Here is a 13,925-nt window from a genome sequence, read left to right on the forward strand (position 1 = left end):
GTCGTGGTCGCGAAGGACCTGCTGGTCGGGCTGCGCCGCGCCCGCGACCGGATCGACCGCGAGTACGCCGAGCCACTCGACCTGGATTCCCTCGCCGGGACGGCGGGGATGTCGAAGTACCACTTCCTGCGCTGCTTCGCCCGGACCTACGGCCGCACCCCGGCCGCGTACCTCACCGAGCGCCGGATCGAGCGGGCGCAGGACCTGCTGCGGGCGACCAACCTGACCGTCACCGAGGTGTGCTGGCTCGTCGGCTACGCCTCGCTCGGGTCGTTCTCGACGCGGTTCCGGCGCCTCGTCGGGGTCGGTCCGTCGGCGTACCAGGCGCGCTGGGCCGACGGCGCGCCGCGCATCCCGGGCTGCTTCGTCCTCATGCACGGGCTCTCCGACCGCGCAATCGCGGAGAAGCCGTCGGGGTCGGACCCGGCGGGAGGATGACCGCCGTGCTCACCAACATCTCGCTGTTCACCCTCTACGTCACCGACCAGGACGACGCCAAGACGTTCTACTGCGAGGTCCTCGGCTTCGTGGAGGGCACCGACGTCACGATGGGCGAGGGCTTCCGCTGGGTGACCGTCACGCACCCCGCGCAGCCCGAGCTCGAGGTGACGCTGATGGTCCCGGGCCCGCCGCTGACCGAGGACATGGCCGCCGCCGTCCGCCGCGCGCTCGCCGCGGGCAGCATGGGCGGCTTCGGTCTCACGACCGACGACTGCCGCGCCGAGTACGCCCGCCTCGTCGACCTCGGCGTGGAGTTCGTCCAGCCGCCGTCCGAGCGGCCGTACGGGGTGGAGGCCGTCATGCGGGACAACTCCGGCAACTGGCTCGTGCTCGTCGAGCCGACGGCCTTCACCCCGGAGACCCTGCGCGACGGCGGGTGGGGCCCGGACGGGTCATGACCTCCGCTCGGCCCGGACCGGCGTCACGGCGATCGCCGCCAGCGGGGCCAGGGCCGCGGCCGTGAACCCGACTCCGTAACTGGTCGCGCCGATGATCGCGCCCAGCACGGGCGGCGCGAGCGAGGCGACGACGTTCTGCGTCGTGTTCTGGATGCCGAGCGCGCGGCCCGACCACGCCTGGCCGGCCATCTCGGCGGTCGACACGAAGGCGAGGCCGTTGTCGGCCACGGTGACGATCGCCCCGACGGCGAGTCCCGCCACCGCGATCACCGGCACCCAGACCGACCCCGCGGCGAACCCCAACATCACGAGCATCGACCCGACGGCGAGCCGGCGCATCGGCCGCAGGCGCGACCCGACCCGGTCCGACCACCAGCCGGTCGCGATCCGCCCCGCCGCGCCCACGATCTGCGAGACCGCGACGAACACCCCGGCCACGCCGGGCGACCAGCCCTGTTCGCGGACCAGGTACTCCAGCGCGAACGCCGAGATCGCGAACTGGGGCAGCACCAGCAGGGCCGACGCCGCGTGCAGCCGGTACAGGGTCGGGGTCCGGTACGGGTTGCCGGTGGGCTCGTGCGGCTGCGGGGGACGGCGCGGGGCGTCCTGCGCGATCCCGACGACGAGGCCTGCCGCGACCAGGCAGGCCAGTCCCGTCCACCCCAGCGCGACGAACGGGCCCTGGGTGGTGGCCAGCACCGGCAGCACCAGGGCGGCGAGCGCGACCCCGAGCGGCTGCGCGGTCTGCCGGATCCCCATCGCGACGCCGCGTTCGTCCGCGCTGAACCAGCCCATGATCAGCCGACCGCTCGCGGCGTTCACCGACGCCGCCCCGAGCCCGCCGACCCCGAGCAGCAGCACGATCGTGACCAGGGACGACGGTGTCTCCAGGGCGACGCCCCCGACGACCACGCCCGCCACCCCGAGCCCGATCGCCATCGGGAACCGCTCCCCCACGCGGTCCACGACGACGCCCCAGGCGACGAGCGCGAGCAGCAGCCCCGTCGTCGGCGCCGCCACGACGACGCCGACCTGCGCCAGCGACAGCCCGCGCTCGTCGCGCAGGGTCGGCACCAGGAACGGGATGCCGTAGACGAACGACGAGGCTGCGGTCTGGGCGAGCACGCCGACCACGAGGATCGCCCAGCGGCGTCGTGGTCGGGCCGGGGCACTCGTCTCCGTGGTCACGGTCGTCAGCATGCCTCACGAGTGCCCATCAGGCGAGACACCGTCTCACTGCTTGGGATGAATTCACGAGCGAACGGCACTCTCGCAGCATCTATGTGCGCGAGAGTGCCGTTCGTTCGGAAGAGGGCGGCGCCGGATCAGCGGCGCGCGGCCAGCAGGTCCCGAGCGGCCCGGTCCTCGGCCGCGCCGGCCCGCTGCCACTGCACCAGCAGGACCACCAGCACGCCCACGAGCGGCAGGTCGCCCATCCCCCACGAGAGCAGGGCGGCGAGGTGCTGGTCGGCGAGCAGGTCCGGCGCCCACGGCAGCCGGAGGCGTGAGTAGAAGTCGGTGACGAACACCTGTCCGCCCCCGCCGTCGGCGGCGAGGGTCGACGGGGTCTGCGCCACCGGTCGGTCCGCCGCCAGCAGGATCACCCCGAACAGGGCATGGAACGGCATGGAGGCGATGAGCACGGCCAGGCGCGCGACGTGCGGCAGGGTCTGGCCGGGCGCCGGGTCGACCCCGACGATCACCCAGAAGAACAGGTAGCCCGCCATCAGGAACCACGCCGAGATCGCCGGCATGAGCCAGCCCAGCGGCTGGAGCAGCGAGAACAGCGGCGTCAGGTAGAACGCGAACGGCGATCCGACCATGAGGACCGCGGCGACGGCGGGGTGGGTCAGGAATCGCAGCAGCGGCGCGCCGAGCACGGCCTCGAGGCGGTCCCGGGCGTCACACTCGTCGGGCAGCGCACGGCGCGCCAGCGACACCGGCCCGCCCAGCACCAGCAGCACCGGCACGACGACGCTCACCAGCATGTGCTCGGCCACGTGCACGCTGAACAGGGCGTCGGCGTACCGGCCGACCCCGGACGACGTGGCCACCACGAGCAGCGCGCACCCGGCGAACCAGGACACCGCCCGGCCCCGCGGCCAGGCCCGGCCTCCCCCCGTCGCTGCGCTCGCCCGGACGACCCGGCGCAGCCACCGCGCGTAGACCACGACGAGCACCGCGGCCAGCACCGCGAACCACACGTCGAGCCGCCAGTCCCCGAGCAGGCGCGCGAGGGTCGGCGGGTCGGGGATGCCGAAGCCGAGCATCGCCTCGGTGGGCGTGGTGTGGAACGGCGCCTGCACCGGCGGCACCGCGCGCGTCATCGCCACCGACAGGCCCGTCACGACGGCGAGCAGCACCAGTTCGGTGAGCGCCAGGGCCCGCGTGCCGGTCACCCGGCGTCGCACCAGGACCCCGAGCACGACGACCGTCACGGCCGCGGTCAGCAGGACCAGGACGCCGTACGCGGTCGCGAGCTCGCCCCATGACGGGACGAGGACGGCCGACGCGAGCACCCCGCTCACGACCGTCAGTACGGCGCAGACCGTCGACACCGCACCGCTGCGGGACGGGGACACCGGCGCGACGACCAGCGCGCCGAGGGTCCCGAGCCACACGGTCGCAGCGATCACGTGCAGCGCGACGGCGGGCGTCCCGAGGTCCTTCCCGACCCCGTCGATCGCGTGCCCGGTCATCACCGGGCCGAGCAACGCCACGCAGGCCAGCACCCCGGCACCGAGCATCGACGACCACGTCCTGGCCTCGCGCACCCACACCGCGACGACCGCCGCGCCGACCGCGCAGGCCAGCCAGCCCACCGGGGCCGCGCGCACGACCATCCCCACGACCAGGTCCGGACCCGGCGCGACGAAGCCGCCCGAGACGTCCGCGACCGTGAACACCGCCGTCCCCGCCGCGAGCGCCGCCCACGCCCAGGCGGCGCCGGAGGCCACCGCGCGTACCGACGCCGACGGCCCGCCGGCGCCCGGCACGACCACCAGCCCGTGCACCAGCGCGCCGAGCGCGACGGCCGCCGCACCCGCCGTCAGGACCCGGAGCACCGGGAGCCCGAGCTGGACGAGCTCACCGGGGTCGGCGAGCCCCAGCACGGGGTAGGCCGAGCGGCCGAGCAGCAGGGCGGCGACGAGGACCGTCACCAGCCCCGCGGCGCCGGCGGGCGCGAGGCGCCTCACGGGTCGAGGCGGCCGGGGAACCGCGCCCGGTACTCGTCGAGGTGCTGGGACTTGCAGACGTGCTGTTCCTTCTCGTTGATCGCCTGGCGCATGCACTCGTCGAGCGTGCGGGCCTGCGAGGCGTGCAGGTAGGTCACGGCGGACTCGATGGTCGGCCACTCGATCGCCGTGCCGATCACCACCGCGATCAGTGCCACACCGAGGGCGGCCAGGGGCTTACCGCGACCTGACGCGCGGCCCGAGCGCACCCGCATCAGGGCGACGACCGCGGCGACCAGGGCGACCAGCCCCAGCGCCATCCCGCCCCACCCGGTCCAGGCGCTGACCAGCGCCATCGCGGCCACGACCAGCGCGAACGTCGCCGCACCCGTGGCACCGGCGCCGGAGCCGGCGGTCTCGTCGGTGACACCCTCCGGCGTGCTCTCGTCGGTGCTGGTCACGTCGACGATGGTGACACCCGGTGTGCGCGCACCCGCGCGGGGGGCGCACCATCGGAGCATGACCGTCGCCGCGCCCCGGGCGGACCAGAGCGAGGACTTCCTGCTCACCGGCATGACCTGTGCCGCGTGCGCCTCGCGGATCGAGCGCCGGCTCAACAAGGTCGACGGCGTCGTCGCGCAGGTCAACTACGCGACGGAGCGGGCGACCGTGACGCTGCGTCCGGACGTCGAGCGCTCGACCGTCGTCGACGTCGTCGCGAAGCTCGGCTACGGCGCCACGCCGCTCTCGGTTCCCGACGACGAACGCGGTGACGTCGAGGCGGTGCGCGACGACCGCGTGCGGGACCTGTGGCGGCGCCTCGTCGTGGCGGCCGTGCTGTTCATCCCGATGGTCGACCTGCCGCTGGTCCTGTCCGTGCTCCCCGAGGCGCGGTTCCCGGGCTGGGAGTGGGTCGTCGTGGCGCTGGCGGCACCCGTCGTCGGGTGGTCGGCCTGGCCGCTGCACCGGGCCGCGTTCGTCAACGCCCGGCACGGCGCGTCCTCGATGGACACCCTCATCTCGCTCGGCATCATCGCGGCGACCGTGTGGTCGCTGGGCTCGATCCTCACCGGCCACCTCCCCGACCCGTCGGCGGGTGCCCTGAGCGTCTTCCTCGACCCGGTGGGCCCGCTCTACCTCGAGGTCGCGGCCGCGGTGACGACGTTCGTGCTGGCCGGGCGCTACGTCGAGGCCCGGGCCAAGCGCTCGGCGGGCGACGCACTGGCCTCGCTGGCCGCCCTCGCCGCGCGCGACGTCGCCGTGCTGCTGCCCGACGGGACCGAGGCGCGCATCCCGGCCGCCGCGCTCGCCGTCGGGACCCGCTTCGTCGTCCGGCCCGGCGAGAAGATCGCGACCGACGGCACCGTCTCCTCCGGCGCGTCCGCCGTGGACCGCTCGATGCTCACCGGCGAGACCGTGCCCGTCGAGGTCGCCGAGGGTGACGCCGTGACCGGCGGGACCGTGGCCGTGTCCGGCCGGCTCGTCGTCACCGCGACGGCCGTCGGCGGCGCCACGCAACTCGCCGGGATGATCCGGCTGGTCGAGTCCGCGCAGGCGTCGAAGGCGTCGGTGCAGCGGCTCGTCGACCGCATCTCGTCGGTGTTCGTGCCGATCGTCATCACGCTCTCGGTGCTCACGGCGCTGGGCTGGTGGGCCGTCGGCGGCAGCGCGGGCGACGTCTTCTCCGCCGCGCTCGCCGTGCTGGTGATCGCCTGCCCGTGCGCCCTCGGGCTCGCCACCCCCACCGCCATGCTCGTCGCCTCCGGTCGCGGCGCGCGCGAGGGCATCTTCCTCAAGAGCCACCAGGCGCTGGAGACCTCGCGCGTGGTCGACACGGTGGTGTTCGACAAGACCGGCACGGTGACCACGGGCGCGATGACGGTCCGCTCGGTGCACCTGGCGTCGCCCGATTCGCGACGACGGGTGCTGGCGGCGGCGGGCGCGGTCGAGGACGCGTCGGAGCACGCCGTGGCCCGGGCGGTCGTGGCGTGCGCCCGCGCCGAGGTGGACGCGCTCCCGGCCGTGGAGGGCTTCGAGGCGCTGCCGGGTCTCGGTGCCCGCGGCGTCGTGGACGGTGCGGAGGTGCGGCTCGGGAAGCCGCTGGCGGACCTGCCGTCGTGGGCCCCCGCGCCCGCCGTCGACTCGACCCTCGTGGTCATGAGCCTCGACCGCGTCGAGGTGGCCGTGTTCGAGCTGGCCGACGAGGTGAAGCCCTCGGCCGCCCCCGCGATCGCCCGGCTCCGGGCCGCCGGCCTGCGCACGGTGCTGCTCTCCGGCGACCGGACCGAGGCCGCGACCGCGGTGGGCTCCCAGGTGGGTGTCGACGAGGTGATCGCCGACGTGCTGCCCGAGGGCAAGGTCGAGGCGCTGACGTCGCTGCGGTCCGGCGGGCGGCGGGTGGCCATGGTCGGCGACGGCGTCAACGACGGCCCGGCACTCGCCGCCGCGGACCTGGGCCTCGCGGTCGGGGCCGGCACCGACGTGGCGCTCGACGCGGCCGACGTGATCCTCGTGCGCGACGACCTGCAGGCCGTGCCGGATGCGCTGGACCTCGCGAAGCGCACGGCGACGACGATCCGTCGGAACCTCGTCTGGGCCTTCGGCTACAACGTCGCGGCGATCCCCCTGGCCGCCCTCGGCCTGCTCAGCCCGCTGATCGCCGGGCTCGCGATGGCGCTGTCGTCGGTGCTGGTCGTCTCCTCGAGCGTCCGGCTGCGGAACTGAGCGGTCAGGACGCCCGACGTCGGCGCTCGGCCAGGACCGCCGTCAGGAAGGCCTCCGCACCCGTTCCCGACGGCGGTCCCGGTGCGGTCCGGGCCGCGACGTCCGTCGCGAGCTGCTCGCCGAGCGTGCGGCGGACCTCCGGGTCGAGGTCGCCCGCGCGGGCGAGGAACTGCCGGGCGGCGAGCGCGAGGTCGTCGGGCAGGGCGGCGAGCTGGAGCGTCGAGGCCCAGCCGGCGAGGGCGGGGTCGGGCGTGGGCAGCGTCGGGTGCCGGGTGGAGCGCGGGACGCGGTCGCGCAGGACGATGGTGCCGGCGAGCAGGTCGCCGACCCGCTGACCGCGACGGGTGCAGGCCGAGACGACGATGGCGACGACCCCGCTCAGGAGCCCGAAGTCGACGAACAGGCCGGCCAGGGCACGGACGAGGGCCTGCCGGAAGCGGATCGGGCCGCCGTCGTCGGAGACCACGCGCAGTCCGAACGCGGCCTTGCCGGGGGTGCGGCCGCGGGTGAGCGTCTCCCAGGCGGTCGGCCACACCACGAAGGCCAGCACGGCGAGGACGACCCCGATCGTCGCCGCGGCGGCCACGTCGACCTCGATGCCGGACACGACGACGCCGATCGTCGCGGCGACCAGCAGCGCGCCGACGATCACGAGATCCAGGGCGAACGCGAGCGCGCGGCTCGGTAGCTTGGCGGGGGCGAGATCGAGTTCGACCGCCTCGCCGATCACGACGCCGGGATCCGGTGGGGTCATGATCGGACATGGTGCCAGGGAGAGGACGGCCGCGAGTGGACGTCGACGCCTACACCGACGCCCACCGTGCGGAGTGGGACCGCCTCGAGGTCCTGCTGCGCTGCCGGCGGCGCTGGAGCGCGGACGAGGCCGACGAGGCGCTCGACCTGTACCGCCGCACCGCGACGCACCTGTCGGTCGTGCGCTCCTCCTCCCCCGACCCGGCCCTGGTCTCCCGGCTGTCCTCGCTCGTCGCCCGCGCCCGCTCGGCGGTACTCGGGACGACGCCGTGGAGCTGGCGGACGGTGCGCCGCTTCGTCGTCGAGGAGTTCCCCGCCGCGCTCGCGGCGAGCGCCCGCTGGTGGGTGCCGACGGCGCTGCTCTCGCTGGTCGTGATGGTGCTGGTCGGCTCGTGGGTGGCGCTGAACCCCGACGTCGCGGGCGCGATCGCCTCGCCCGAGGAGACCCGGCGGCTGGTCGACGAGGAGTTCGCGGCGTACTACTCGTCGAACCCGGCCGCCTCGTTCGCCGCCCGGGTGTGGACGAACAACGCGCTGGTCGCGGCCACGTGCCTGATCACCGGGGTGCTGGTGCTGCCGGTGCTGTGGGTGCTGTTCCAGAACGTCGTGAACGTCGGCATCTCCGGCGGCATCCTCGCCGCGAACGGCCGTCTCGACCTGTTCCTCGGGCTCATCACCCCGCACGGCCTGCTCGAGCTCACGGCCGTCTTCGTCGCGGCCGGCGCGGGGCTGAAGCTGGGCTGGTCCTGGATCGACCCCGGTCCGCTCACCCGGGCGCGGTCGTTGGCGCGGCAGGCGCGGGTCACGGTCGGCATCGCGCTCGGTCTCGTGGGCGTGCTCCTGGTGTCCGGCGTCGTCGAGGCGTTCGTGACGCCGTCGCCGCTGCCGACGTGGGCGCGCATCGGGATCGGGGCGCTCGTGTGGCTGCTGTTCGTCGCCTACGTGCTGCACGGACGACGGGTGCTGCGGACGCGCGCGGACGTGCTCGACGCCGCGTAGGCGTGACGCCACCGACGTCGTGATCGACGGCCGGCGCCCCCGCACCGGCCGCCGAGGTGCCGTGACGATGTGGCTCTCCTGGCGTCCAGTGACAGCAACGACGCTCTGCTGTCACTGGGGCTGGGGCTGGGGGCTACAACCGCCCGCGCGCCTTCAGCGCCAGGTACCGGTCGGCCAGGGCCGGCGCCAGCTCGTCCGGCGGCGCGTCCACCACCTCGACCCCCCGACGCTGCAGCCGCCCCACCACGGCCCGCCGTTCCTCCTGCGCCACCGTGGCGGCCGCCGCACCGTAGACGGCCTCCCCCGACCCGCGCCCGGCCGCCAGGGACGCCACCGCCGGGTCGGCCACCCCGGCCACCAGCAGGGTGTGCCGGTGCAACAGCGGACCCAGCACGGGCTCCAGCCCCTCCGCCACGGCCGCGTCGTCCAGCCCGGTGAACAGCACGACCAGTGAGCGCCGGGACGCCCGCGTCAGCACCGTCGCCGCGAGCAGGCGCATGTCGGTCTCGACGAGCGCGGGTTCCACCCCGGACAGAGCCGCGGTCATCGCGGGGAGCGGGTCCCGGGCGCCGACCACCGAGGCGCGGACGGCGCGGTCGACCGCGAGCAGGTCCACCCGGTCCCCGCCCCGGGCGGCCAGCGCCGCCAGCAACAGCGCCGCGTCCAACGACGCGTCCAGCCGCGGGACGGCGCCCGCTCCGTGAGGGGAGGATCCGCCCGCCCCGACATCGTGAGGGTTCCCCTCACGCGGAGACGAGAAGGGCGTGGCGCCGACGAGACCCGCCGACGTCCGACCCGTGTCGAGGACGACGAGCACGTGCCGGTCGCGCTCCGGGCGCCAGGTGCGGACCACCAGGTCCGTCGACCGGGCCGACGCCCGCCAGTCGATCGACCGCACGTCGTCGCCGCGCACGTACTCCCGCAGCGAGTCGAACTCGGTGCCCGCGCCGCGGACCTGCACGGCCCGCCGCCCGTCGAGCTCCCGCAGCCGGGCGAGCCGGGCCGGCAGGTGGCGCCGCGACGCGAACTCGGGCAGCACCCGCACCCGGCCGCCCACCGCCCGCGAGCGCTGCCGCGCCGCCAGCCCCAGGGGCCCCCAGGCCCGCACCGTCACCACGGCCGCCGCGTGCTCGCCGCGCCGGGTCGGCCGCAGCGTCGTCGTCACCCGCCGCCGCTCCCCCGCCGGCACGTCCAGCGGCCGCGATGCCGGGGTGGCCGCGCACGACGGGGGCCAGGCGTCGCGCACGACCCCCACCACCCGCCGTCGGGACGGATTGACCACGACGAGCGTGCTCCCGACCTCCTCGGAGAGGCGCACCTGCACCAGCTCGTCGGCCCGCTCCAGCCGCAGCGCGGAGGGCGAGCCGGCGCGCACGAGGTCGATCGCGACCGCGACGAGCAGCGCGGCGACGATCCCGAGCACCCCCGCGACCGAGGGCACCAGCAGGCCCACGAGCAGCGCGCCGACCACCGCCGCGAGCGCCAGCCGCCCCGAGACGGCCATCAGCGCGGCACGGCCACCGAGTCGAGCACGCCGGTGACCACCCCGTCCGCCGTCACGCCCTCCAGCTCCGCCTCGGGCCGCAGCGCGAGGCGGTGGCGCAGGACCGGGAGGGCCCAGGCCTTGACGTCGTCGGGGGTCACGTAGTCGCGGCCGGAGAGCCACGCCCAGGCGCGGGCGGCGACGAGCAGCGCCGTCGCGCCGCGCGGGGAGGCGCCGAGCGCGACCGACGGCGAGCTGCGCGTCGCGCGGCACACGTCGACGACGTAGGCGAGCACCTCGGGCCGGGCCGCGACCGCCCCGACCGCCGCCCGCGCCGTCGTCAGGTGCTCGGCCCCGGCGACCGGGCGGACCATCGAGAGGTCGCGGGGGTCGAATCCGCCGGCGTGCCGTTCGAGAACGGCGATCTCGTCGTCGCGCGCGGGGAGGTCGAGCACGAGCTTGACGAGGAACCGGTCGAGCTGGGCCTCGGGCAGCGGGTAGGTGCCCTCGTACTCGACGGGGTTCTGCGTGGCGGCGACGACGAACGGGTCGGGCAGCGGCCGCGGGGTGCCGTCGACCGAGACCTGGAACTCCTCCATCGCCTCCAGCAGCGACGCCTGCGTCTTCGGCGGCGTCCGGTTGATCTCGTCGGCGAGCAGGAGGTTCGTGAAGACGGGTCCGGGGCGGAAGTCGAACCCGGCGGTGCCGGCGTCGTAGACCAGGGACCCGGTGACGTCGCCGGGCATGAGATCGGGGGTGAACTGCACCCGGCGGTTCTCCAGCGAGCAGGCCGCGGCGACCGCCCGGACCAGCAGCGTCTTCGCCACGCCCGGCACGCCCTCGAGCAGCACGTGCCGCCGGGAGAGCAGGGCGATGACCAGCCCGGTCACGGCGGCGTCGTGCCCGACCACCACCTTCGCCACCTCGCCCCGCAGCGCGGTCAGCGCCTCGCGGGCCTCGTCGGGGGTCACGGGGTCCTCCTGTCCTGTCGGGTCGAGCTCCGCTGCGCTGCGTCTCCCAGGAGCTCGTCGAGGTCGTCGGCCAACCGCACCAGCGCGGCGTCGTCGGTCGGGTCGGGGCCGTCCAGGAGATCCTTCCCGACCACGGGGGCGAGGGCCTCGGCGGGGGCGTCCGGCGGGAGGCCGCGCCGGGCGGCGAGGCGGCGCCGGGCGTCGTCGCGCAGGATCGCCGCCGCCCGCCCGCGCGCCCCGAGCCGGCGGTAGAGGGCGGCGCGGCCCCGCGTCGTCTCCGCGGCGGCCACGCGCACCGGGAGACGTTCGGCGACCACCGGACCGAGTCGCCGACCCCGCCACAGCGCGGCGACGCCCCCGGCGAGCAGCAGCACGACCGTGCCCCACAGCCAGCCGCGCGGGACGAGGTCGACCAGGGACGTCCCGCCGTCGGCGCCGGGCTCGGGGAGGTACCAGAGCACGCGCGGGTGCGCGCCGAGCAGCGTCATGGTCAGCGCGGCGTTGCCGTCCCGGTCGAGCGCCTCGTTGGTGAACGGCGTCGCCGACCCGACCACGACGGTGCGGCCGCTGACCGCCACCGGCGCGACCCCGTCCGTCGCGTAGCACCCGAGCGCGGGCGGGGTGACCTCGTAGACCGCGCCGTCGAGGGCGAGCGGCCCGGCGGCGAGCGCGGCGGGCAGCAGGCAGCCCGGGGGCGGGACGACCCCGGTCGTGAGCAGGTCGGGAGGAGCCTGGGCGGCGCGCACCCCGGGCACGAGGTCCTCCAGGGTGGCGCCGTCGGGCGCGACGAGGACGACGTCGGCGCCGGCGTGCGCGAGCGCGAGCCGCCCGGTGGACCCGAGGCGGCCGGGGAAGGCGACGAGCACGGTCGTGGCGGGGCCTGCGTCGAGGACGTCCTCGGGCCGGGTCGCGACGTCCACCCGGATCCCCTGCTCGCGCAGCACGGCCACGAGCGCGCCGCTCCCGGCGGGGTCGACGCCGTCGGGCTGCAGCAGGCCCTGCCCGGCCCGGGCGCCCAGGAGGGCGAGGACGAGGGCCGCGATCACGACGAGCGCGCCGACCAGGAGCGGTCCCCGCGCGCGTCGGATCTGCCGGCGCAGGCTCACCCCGCCGTCACCGGGACCCCGCGGACGGCCTCGTCGGCGGCCCGCATCCGCGCCACCGCCCCGGCGTCGGCGGGTCGGCCACCGTAGACGGTCTCGTCGAAGCAGCGGGCCGCGTCGGCGAGCGCCCCGTCCGCCCCGGGGAGGACCGCCGCGGCCTCCCGGGCCGCCTCGCCCGCGGTCCGGCCCGGCCGTGCGGCGAGCACGTCGCGCTCCTCCAGCCCGCGGACGAGGGCACGCATCCACTCGCGCACCGCCTCGTCGAACCGGCCGGCCGCCGCGTGCTCCCCGGCCCGGGCGCGGTGGTCGGCCGCAGTGGCACCGGTGTCGTCGAGCGGGCCCGGGGCGAGTCGGGCGGTCCGCGCGGAGCGACCGAGCCGCCACCGCACGACGACGACCACCACCGCCACCAGCACGACGACCAGCACGACCCCGCCCGCTCCCCCGAGCCGCTGGGCGGTGAGCAGGGTGACCAGCTCGTCGAGCCGGTCGAGCAGCCACTGCCCGACCCGCTCGAGCAGGCCCGGCTCGCGGGCCCGGTAGGCGGCCCCGGCCAGCTCGCGCGCCGCCAGCTCCCGTGCCTGGTCCGCGGTCGGGGTGAACGGCGGCGGGGGCTGGATCACGCCAGTCCGTGAGCGGCCCGCTGCAGCTCGATGTCGAAGCCCTCGCGGCGCATGCGCTGGTCGATGTAGAGCAGCCCCGTCACGCCGGCCTGGAACGGCGAGGTCAGCGCCGCACCGATCACCGTGCCGATCGCGGTGATGAGCAGCGGCAGGAGGGCGAACTGGCTCGAGCCCGACACCGCGGCCACCCCGCCCGCCACGAGCCCGAACGGGATGCCCACGAGCCCGGCGATGATCGACACGATGATCGTGGCGAGCAGCAGGATACCGAGGACGGGCCAGAACCGGCCGGTCACCAGGGTGCGGGAGCGGGAGAGGGCGGCCGTGACCCCGATGCCCTCGAGCACGTACGCGGGCGCGGCGAGGGAGAGCAGCACGCTCACCACGACCGCCGCGACGGCCCCCACGAGCAGGCCGACCGCCGCCAGCCCGACGGCGAGCCCGGTCGCCCCGGCCAGCGCGGCGACGCCGGCGGGCACGAGGAAGACCGCGAACGCCAGGAGCGTCACCACGGCCACGAGCACCACGACGCCGAGCAGCCCGGGCAGGCGGGGCCGCGCCGCGTTCCAGCACTCGCGCGCGTCGACCGGGGCGCCCAGCACCGAGCGGGACAGCACGACGACCAGCAGGCCGGTGAGCACCGTGTTGGCGAGCAGCCCGACGACCGCGCTCACCCCGAGCAGCGCGGACGCGCCCCCGAGGACCCCGGCGAGCGCACCGAGATCCGGCGGGGCGCCGCCGGCCGGCGGGGTGAGGAACGGCTCGAGCGACTGCCCGTAGGTGGCCTGGAACGGGGCCTGGATCAGCGTGGTGATCACGGCGACGACCGCGGAGACGCCGAGCACCACCCGCGGGTGCGCCCGGATGTACTGGAAGGCGCCGTCGAGCACCTCGCCGAGGGCCAGCGGGCGCAGCGGCACGATCCCGGGGCGCGGGGTGGCGACGGGTCCGCCGAACCCCCACGGGTCGCCCGCGGGCGGCGGGGTGCGGGGCGGGCCGCCCGGGGTCGGCCCGGGCGTCGTCGGGGGCGGGGTCGGGCTCTGCCAGCCGCCGGTCGTCGGGCGGTCTGCGGGCTCCCAGGGCGGCACTCCCCCGGAACCGGACCCGGACCCGGCGCCGTCCTCGGGCCCCCTGCGGTCCTGCGGCTCGCTCACCGGGTCCTCCCGACCTGATCGACTTCGTCCCCTCCCGATC

The 13,925-nt window shown here is 76.1% G+C and carries 13 protein-coding genes; 4 read left to right on the forward strand and 9 right to left on the reverse strand.

Annotation, left to right across the window (positions count from 1 at the left end):
• Positions 1-3 precede the first annotated feature (3 nt).
• A complete protein-coding gene (locus ACQPYX_RS17785) occupies positions 4-438 on the forward strand; it encodes a helix-turn-helix transcriptional regulator (RefSeq protein ID WP_433798636.1) in 435 nt (144 codons plus the stop codon).
• Positions 435-899 carry a VOC family protein gene (locus ACQPYX_RS17790; RefSeq protein ID WP_433798637.1) on the forward strand — a complete coding sequence of 155 codons (465 nt, stop codon included), beginning with the start codon at positions 435-437 and terminating at the stop codon, positions 897-899. Before ACQPYX_RS17785 ends, ACQPYX_RS17790 begins: the two co-directional genes overlap by 4 nt.
• On the opposite strand, the gene ACQPYX_RS17795 is transcribed toward ACQPYX_RS17790, so the two are convergent.
• The 3 genes from ACQPYX_RS17795 to ACQPYX_RS17805 form a co-directional block, all read right to left on the reverse strand.
• A complete protein-coding gene (locus tag ACQPYX_RS17795) occupies positions 894-2,087 on the reverse strand; it encodes an MFS transporter (protein WP_433798638.1) in 1,194 nt (397 codons plus the stop codon). The genes ACQPYX_RS17790 and ACQPYX_RS17795 overlap by 6 nt on opposite strands.
• Positions 2,088-2,224: 137 nt before the next feature.
• Positions 2,225-4,096 (reverse strand): cytochrome c oxidase assembly protein, encoded by a 1,872-nt coding sequence (locus tag ACQPYX_RS17800; protein ID WP_433798639.1) that lies wholly within the window; start codon positions 4,094-4,096, stop codon positions 2,225-2,227.
• Complete coding sequence (locus tag ACQPYX_RS17805; RefSeq protein WP_433798640.1) at positions 4,093-4,536, reverse strand: hypothetical protein; 444 nt, start codon at positions 4,534-4,536, stop codon at positions 4,093-4,095. Before ACQPYX_RS17805 ends, ACQPYX_RS17800 begins: the two co-directional genes overlap by 4 nt.
• Before the next feature lie 58 nt (positions 4,537-4,594).
• Here ACQPYX_RS17805 and ACQPYX_RS17810 point away from each other — a divergent pair, with 58 nt between their 5' ends.
• Positions 4,595-6,799, forward strand: coding sequence for a heavy metal translocating P-type ATPase (locus ACQPYX_RS17810; protein ID WP_433798641.1), 2,205 nt, complete (start codon positions 4,595-4,597; stop codon positions 6,797-6,799).
• A 4-nt stretch (positions 6,800-6,803) separates the two neighbouring features.
• Here ACQPYX_RS17810 and ACQPYX_RS17815 read toward each other — a convergent pair whose 3' ends face one another.
• Positions 6,804-7,553, reverse strand: a complete 750-nt coding sequence (locus ACQPYX_RS17815; protein ID WP_433798642.1) for an RDD family protein — start codon at positions 7,551-7,553, stop codon at positions 6,804-6,806.
• Between the two features lie 35 nt (positions 7,554-7,588).
• On the opposite strand from ACQPYX_RS17815, the gene ACQPYX_RS17820 reads away from it, so the two are divergent.
• Positions 7,589-8,551, forward strand: a complete 963-nt coding sequence (locus tag ACQPYX_RS17820) for a stage II sporulation protein M (protein ID WP_433798643.1) — start codon at positions 7,589-7,591, stop codon at positions 8,549-8,551.
• Between the two features lie 133 nt (positions 8,552-8,684).
• Here the strand turns inward: ACQPYX_RS17820 and ACQPYX_RS17825 are convergent, their stop codons facing one another.
• The 5 genes from ACQPYX_RS17825 to ACQPYX_RS17845 are packed head-to-tail and all read right to left on the reverse strand — an operon-like array spanning position 8,685 to position 13,885.
• Positions 8,685-10,055 carry a DUF58 domain-containing protein gene (locus ACQPYX_RS17825; protein ID WP_433798644.1) on the reverse strand — a complete coding sequence of 457 codons (1,371 nt, stop codon included), beginning with the start codon at positions 10,053-10,055 and terminating at the stop codon, positions 8,685-8,687.
• Positions 10,055-11,005: an AAA family ATPase gene (locus ACQPYX_RS17830; RefSeq protein WP_433798645.1), complete on the reverse strand. Its 951-nt coding sequence runs from the start codon at positions 11,003-11,005 to the stop codon at positions 10,055-10,057. Before ACQPYX_RS17830 ends, ACQPYX_RS17825 begins: the two co-directional genes overlap by 1 nt.
• Complete coding sequence (locus ACQPYX_RS17835; RefSeq protein WP_433798646.1) at positions 11,002-12,111, reverse strand: DUF4350 domain-containing protein; 1,110 nt, start codon at positions 12,109-12,111, stop codon at positions 11,002-11,004. Before ACQPYX_RS17835 ends, ACQPYX_RS17830 begins: the two co-directional genes overlap by 4 nt.
• Complete coding sequence (locus tag ACQPYX_RS17840; RefSeq protein ID WP_433798647.1) at positions 12,108-12,731, reverse strand: DUF4129 domain-containing protein; 624 nt, start codon at positions 12,729-12,731, stop codon at positions 12,108-12,110. Before ACQPYX_RS17840 ends, ACQPYX_RS17835 begins: the two co-directional genes overlap by 4 nt.
• Positions 12,728-13,885 (reverse strand): hypothetical protein, encoded by a 1,158-nt coding sequence (locus tag ACQPYX_RS17845; protein ID WP_433798648.1) that lies wholly within the window; start codon positions 13,883-13,885, stop codon positions 12,728-12,730. The genes ACQPYX_RS17840 and ACQPYX_RS17845 overlap by 4 nt, the downstream gene beginning before the upstream one ends.
• Positions 13,886-13,925 lie beyond the last annotated feature (40 nt).

The organism is Actinomycetospora sp. CA-084318 (assembly GCF_050955885.1).
Lineage (GTDB): Bacteria > Actinomycetota > Actinomycetes > Mycobacteriales > Pseudonocardiaceae > Actinomycetospora.

Excerpts from the sequence above, each read along its gene's own strand:
- ACQPYX_RS17790 (WP_433798637.1), top strand. The coding sequence starts at position 435 with ATGACCGCCGTGCTCACCAACATCTCGCTGTTCACCCTCTACGTCACC.
- ACQPYX_RS17815 (WP_433798642.1), bottom strand. The coding sequence starts at position 7,553 with ATGACCCCACCGGATCCCGGCGTCGTGATCGGCGAGGCGGTCGAACTC.
- ACQPYX_RS17810 (WP_433798641.1), top strand. The coding sequence starts at position 4,595 with ATGACCGTCGCCGCGCCCCGGGCGGACCAGAGCGAGGACTTCCTGCTC.
- ACQPYX_RS17825 (WP_433798644.1), bottom strand. The coding sequence starts at position 10,055 with ATGGCCGTCTCGGGGCGGCTGGCGCTCGCGGCGGTGGTCGGCGCGCTG.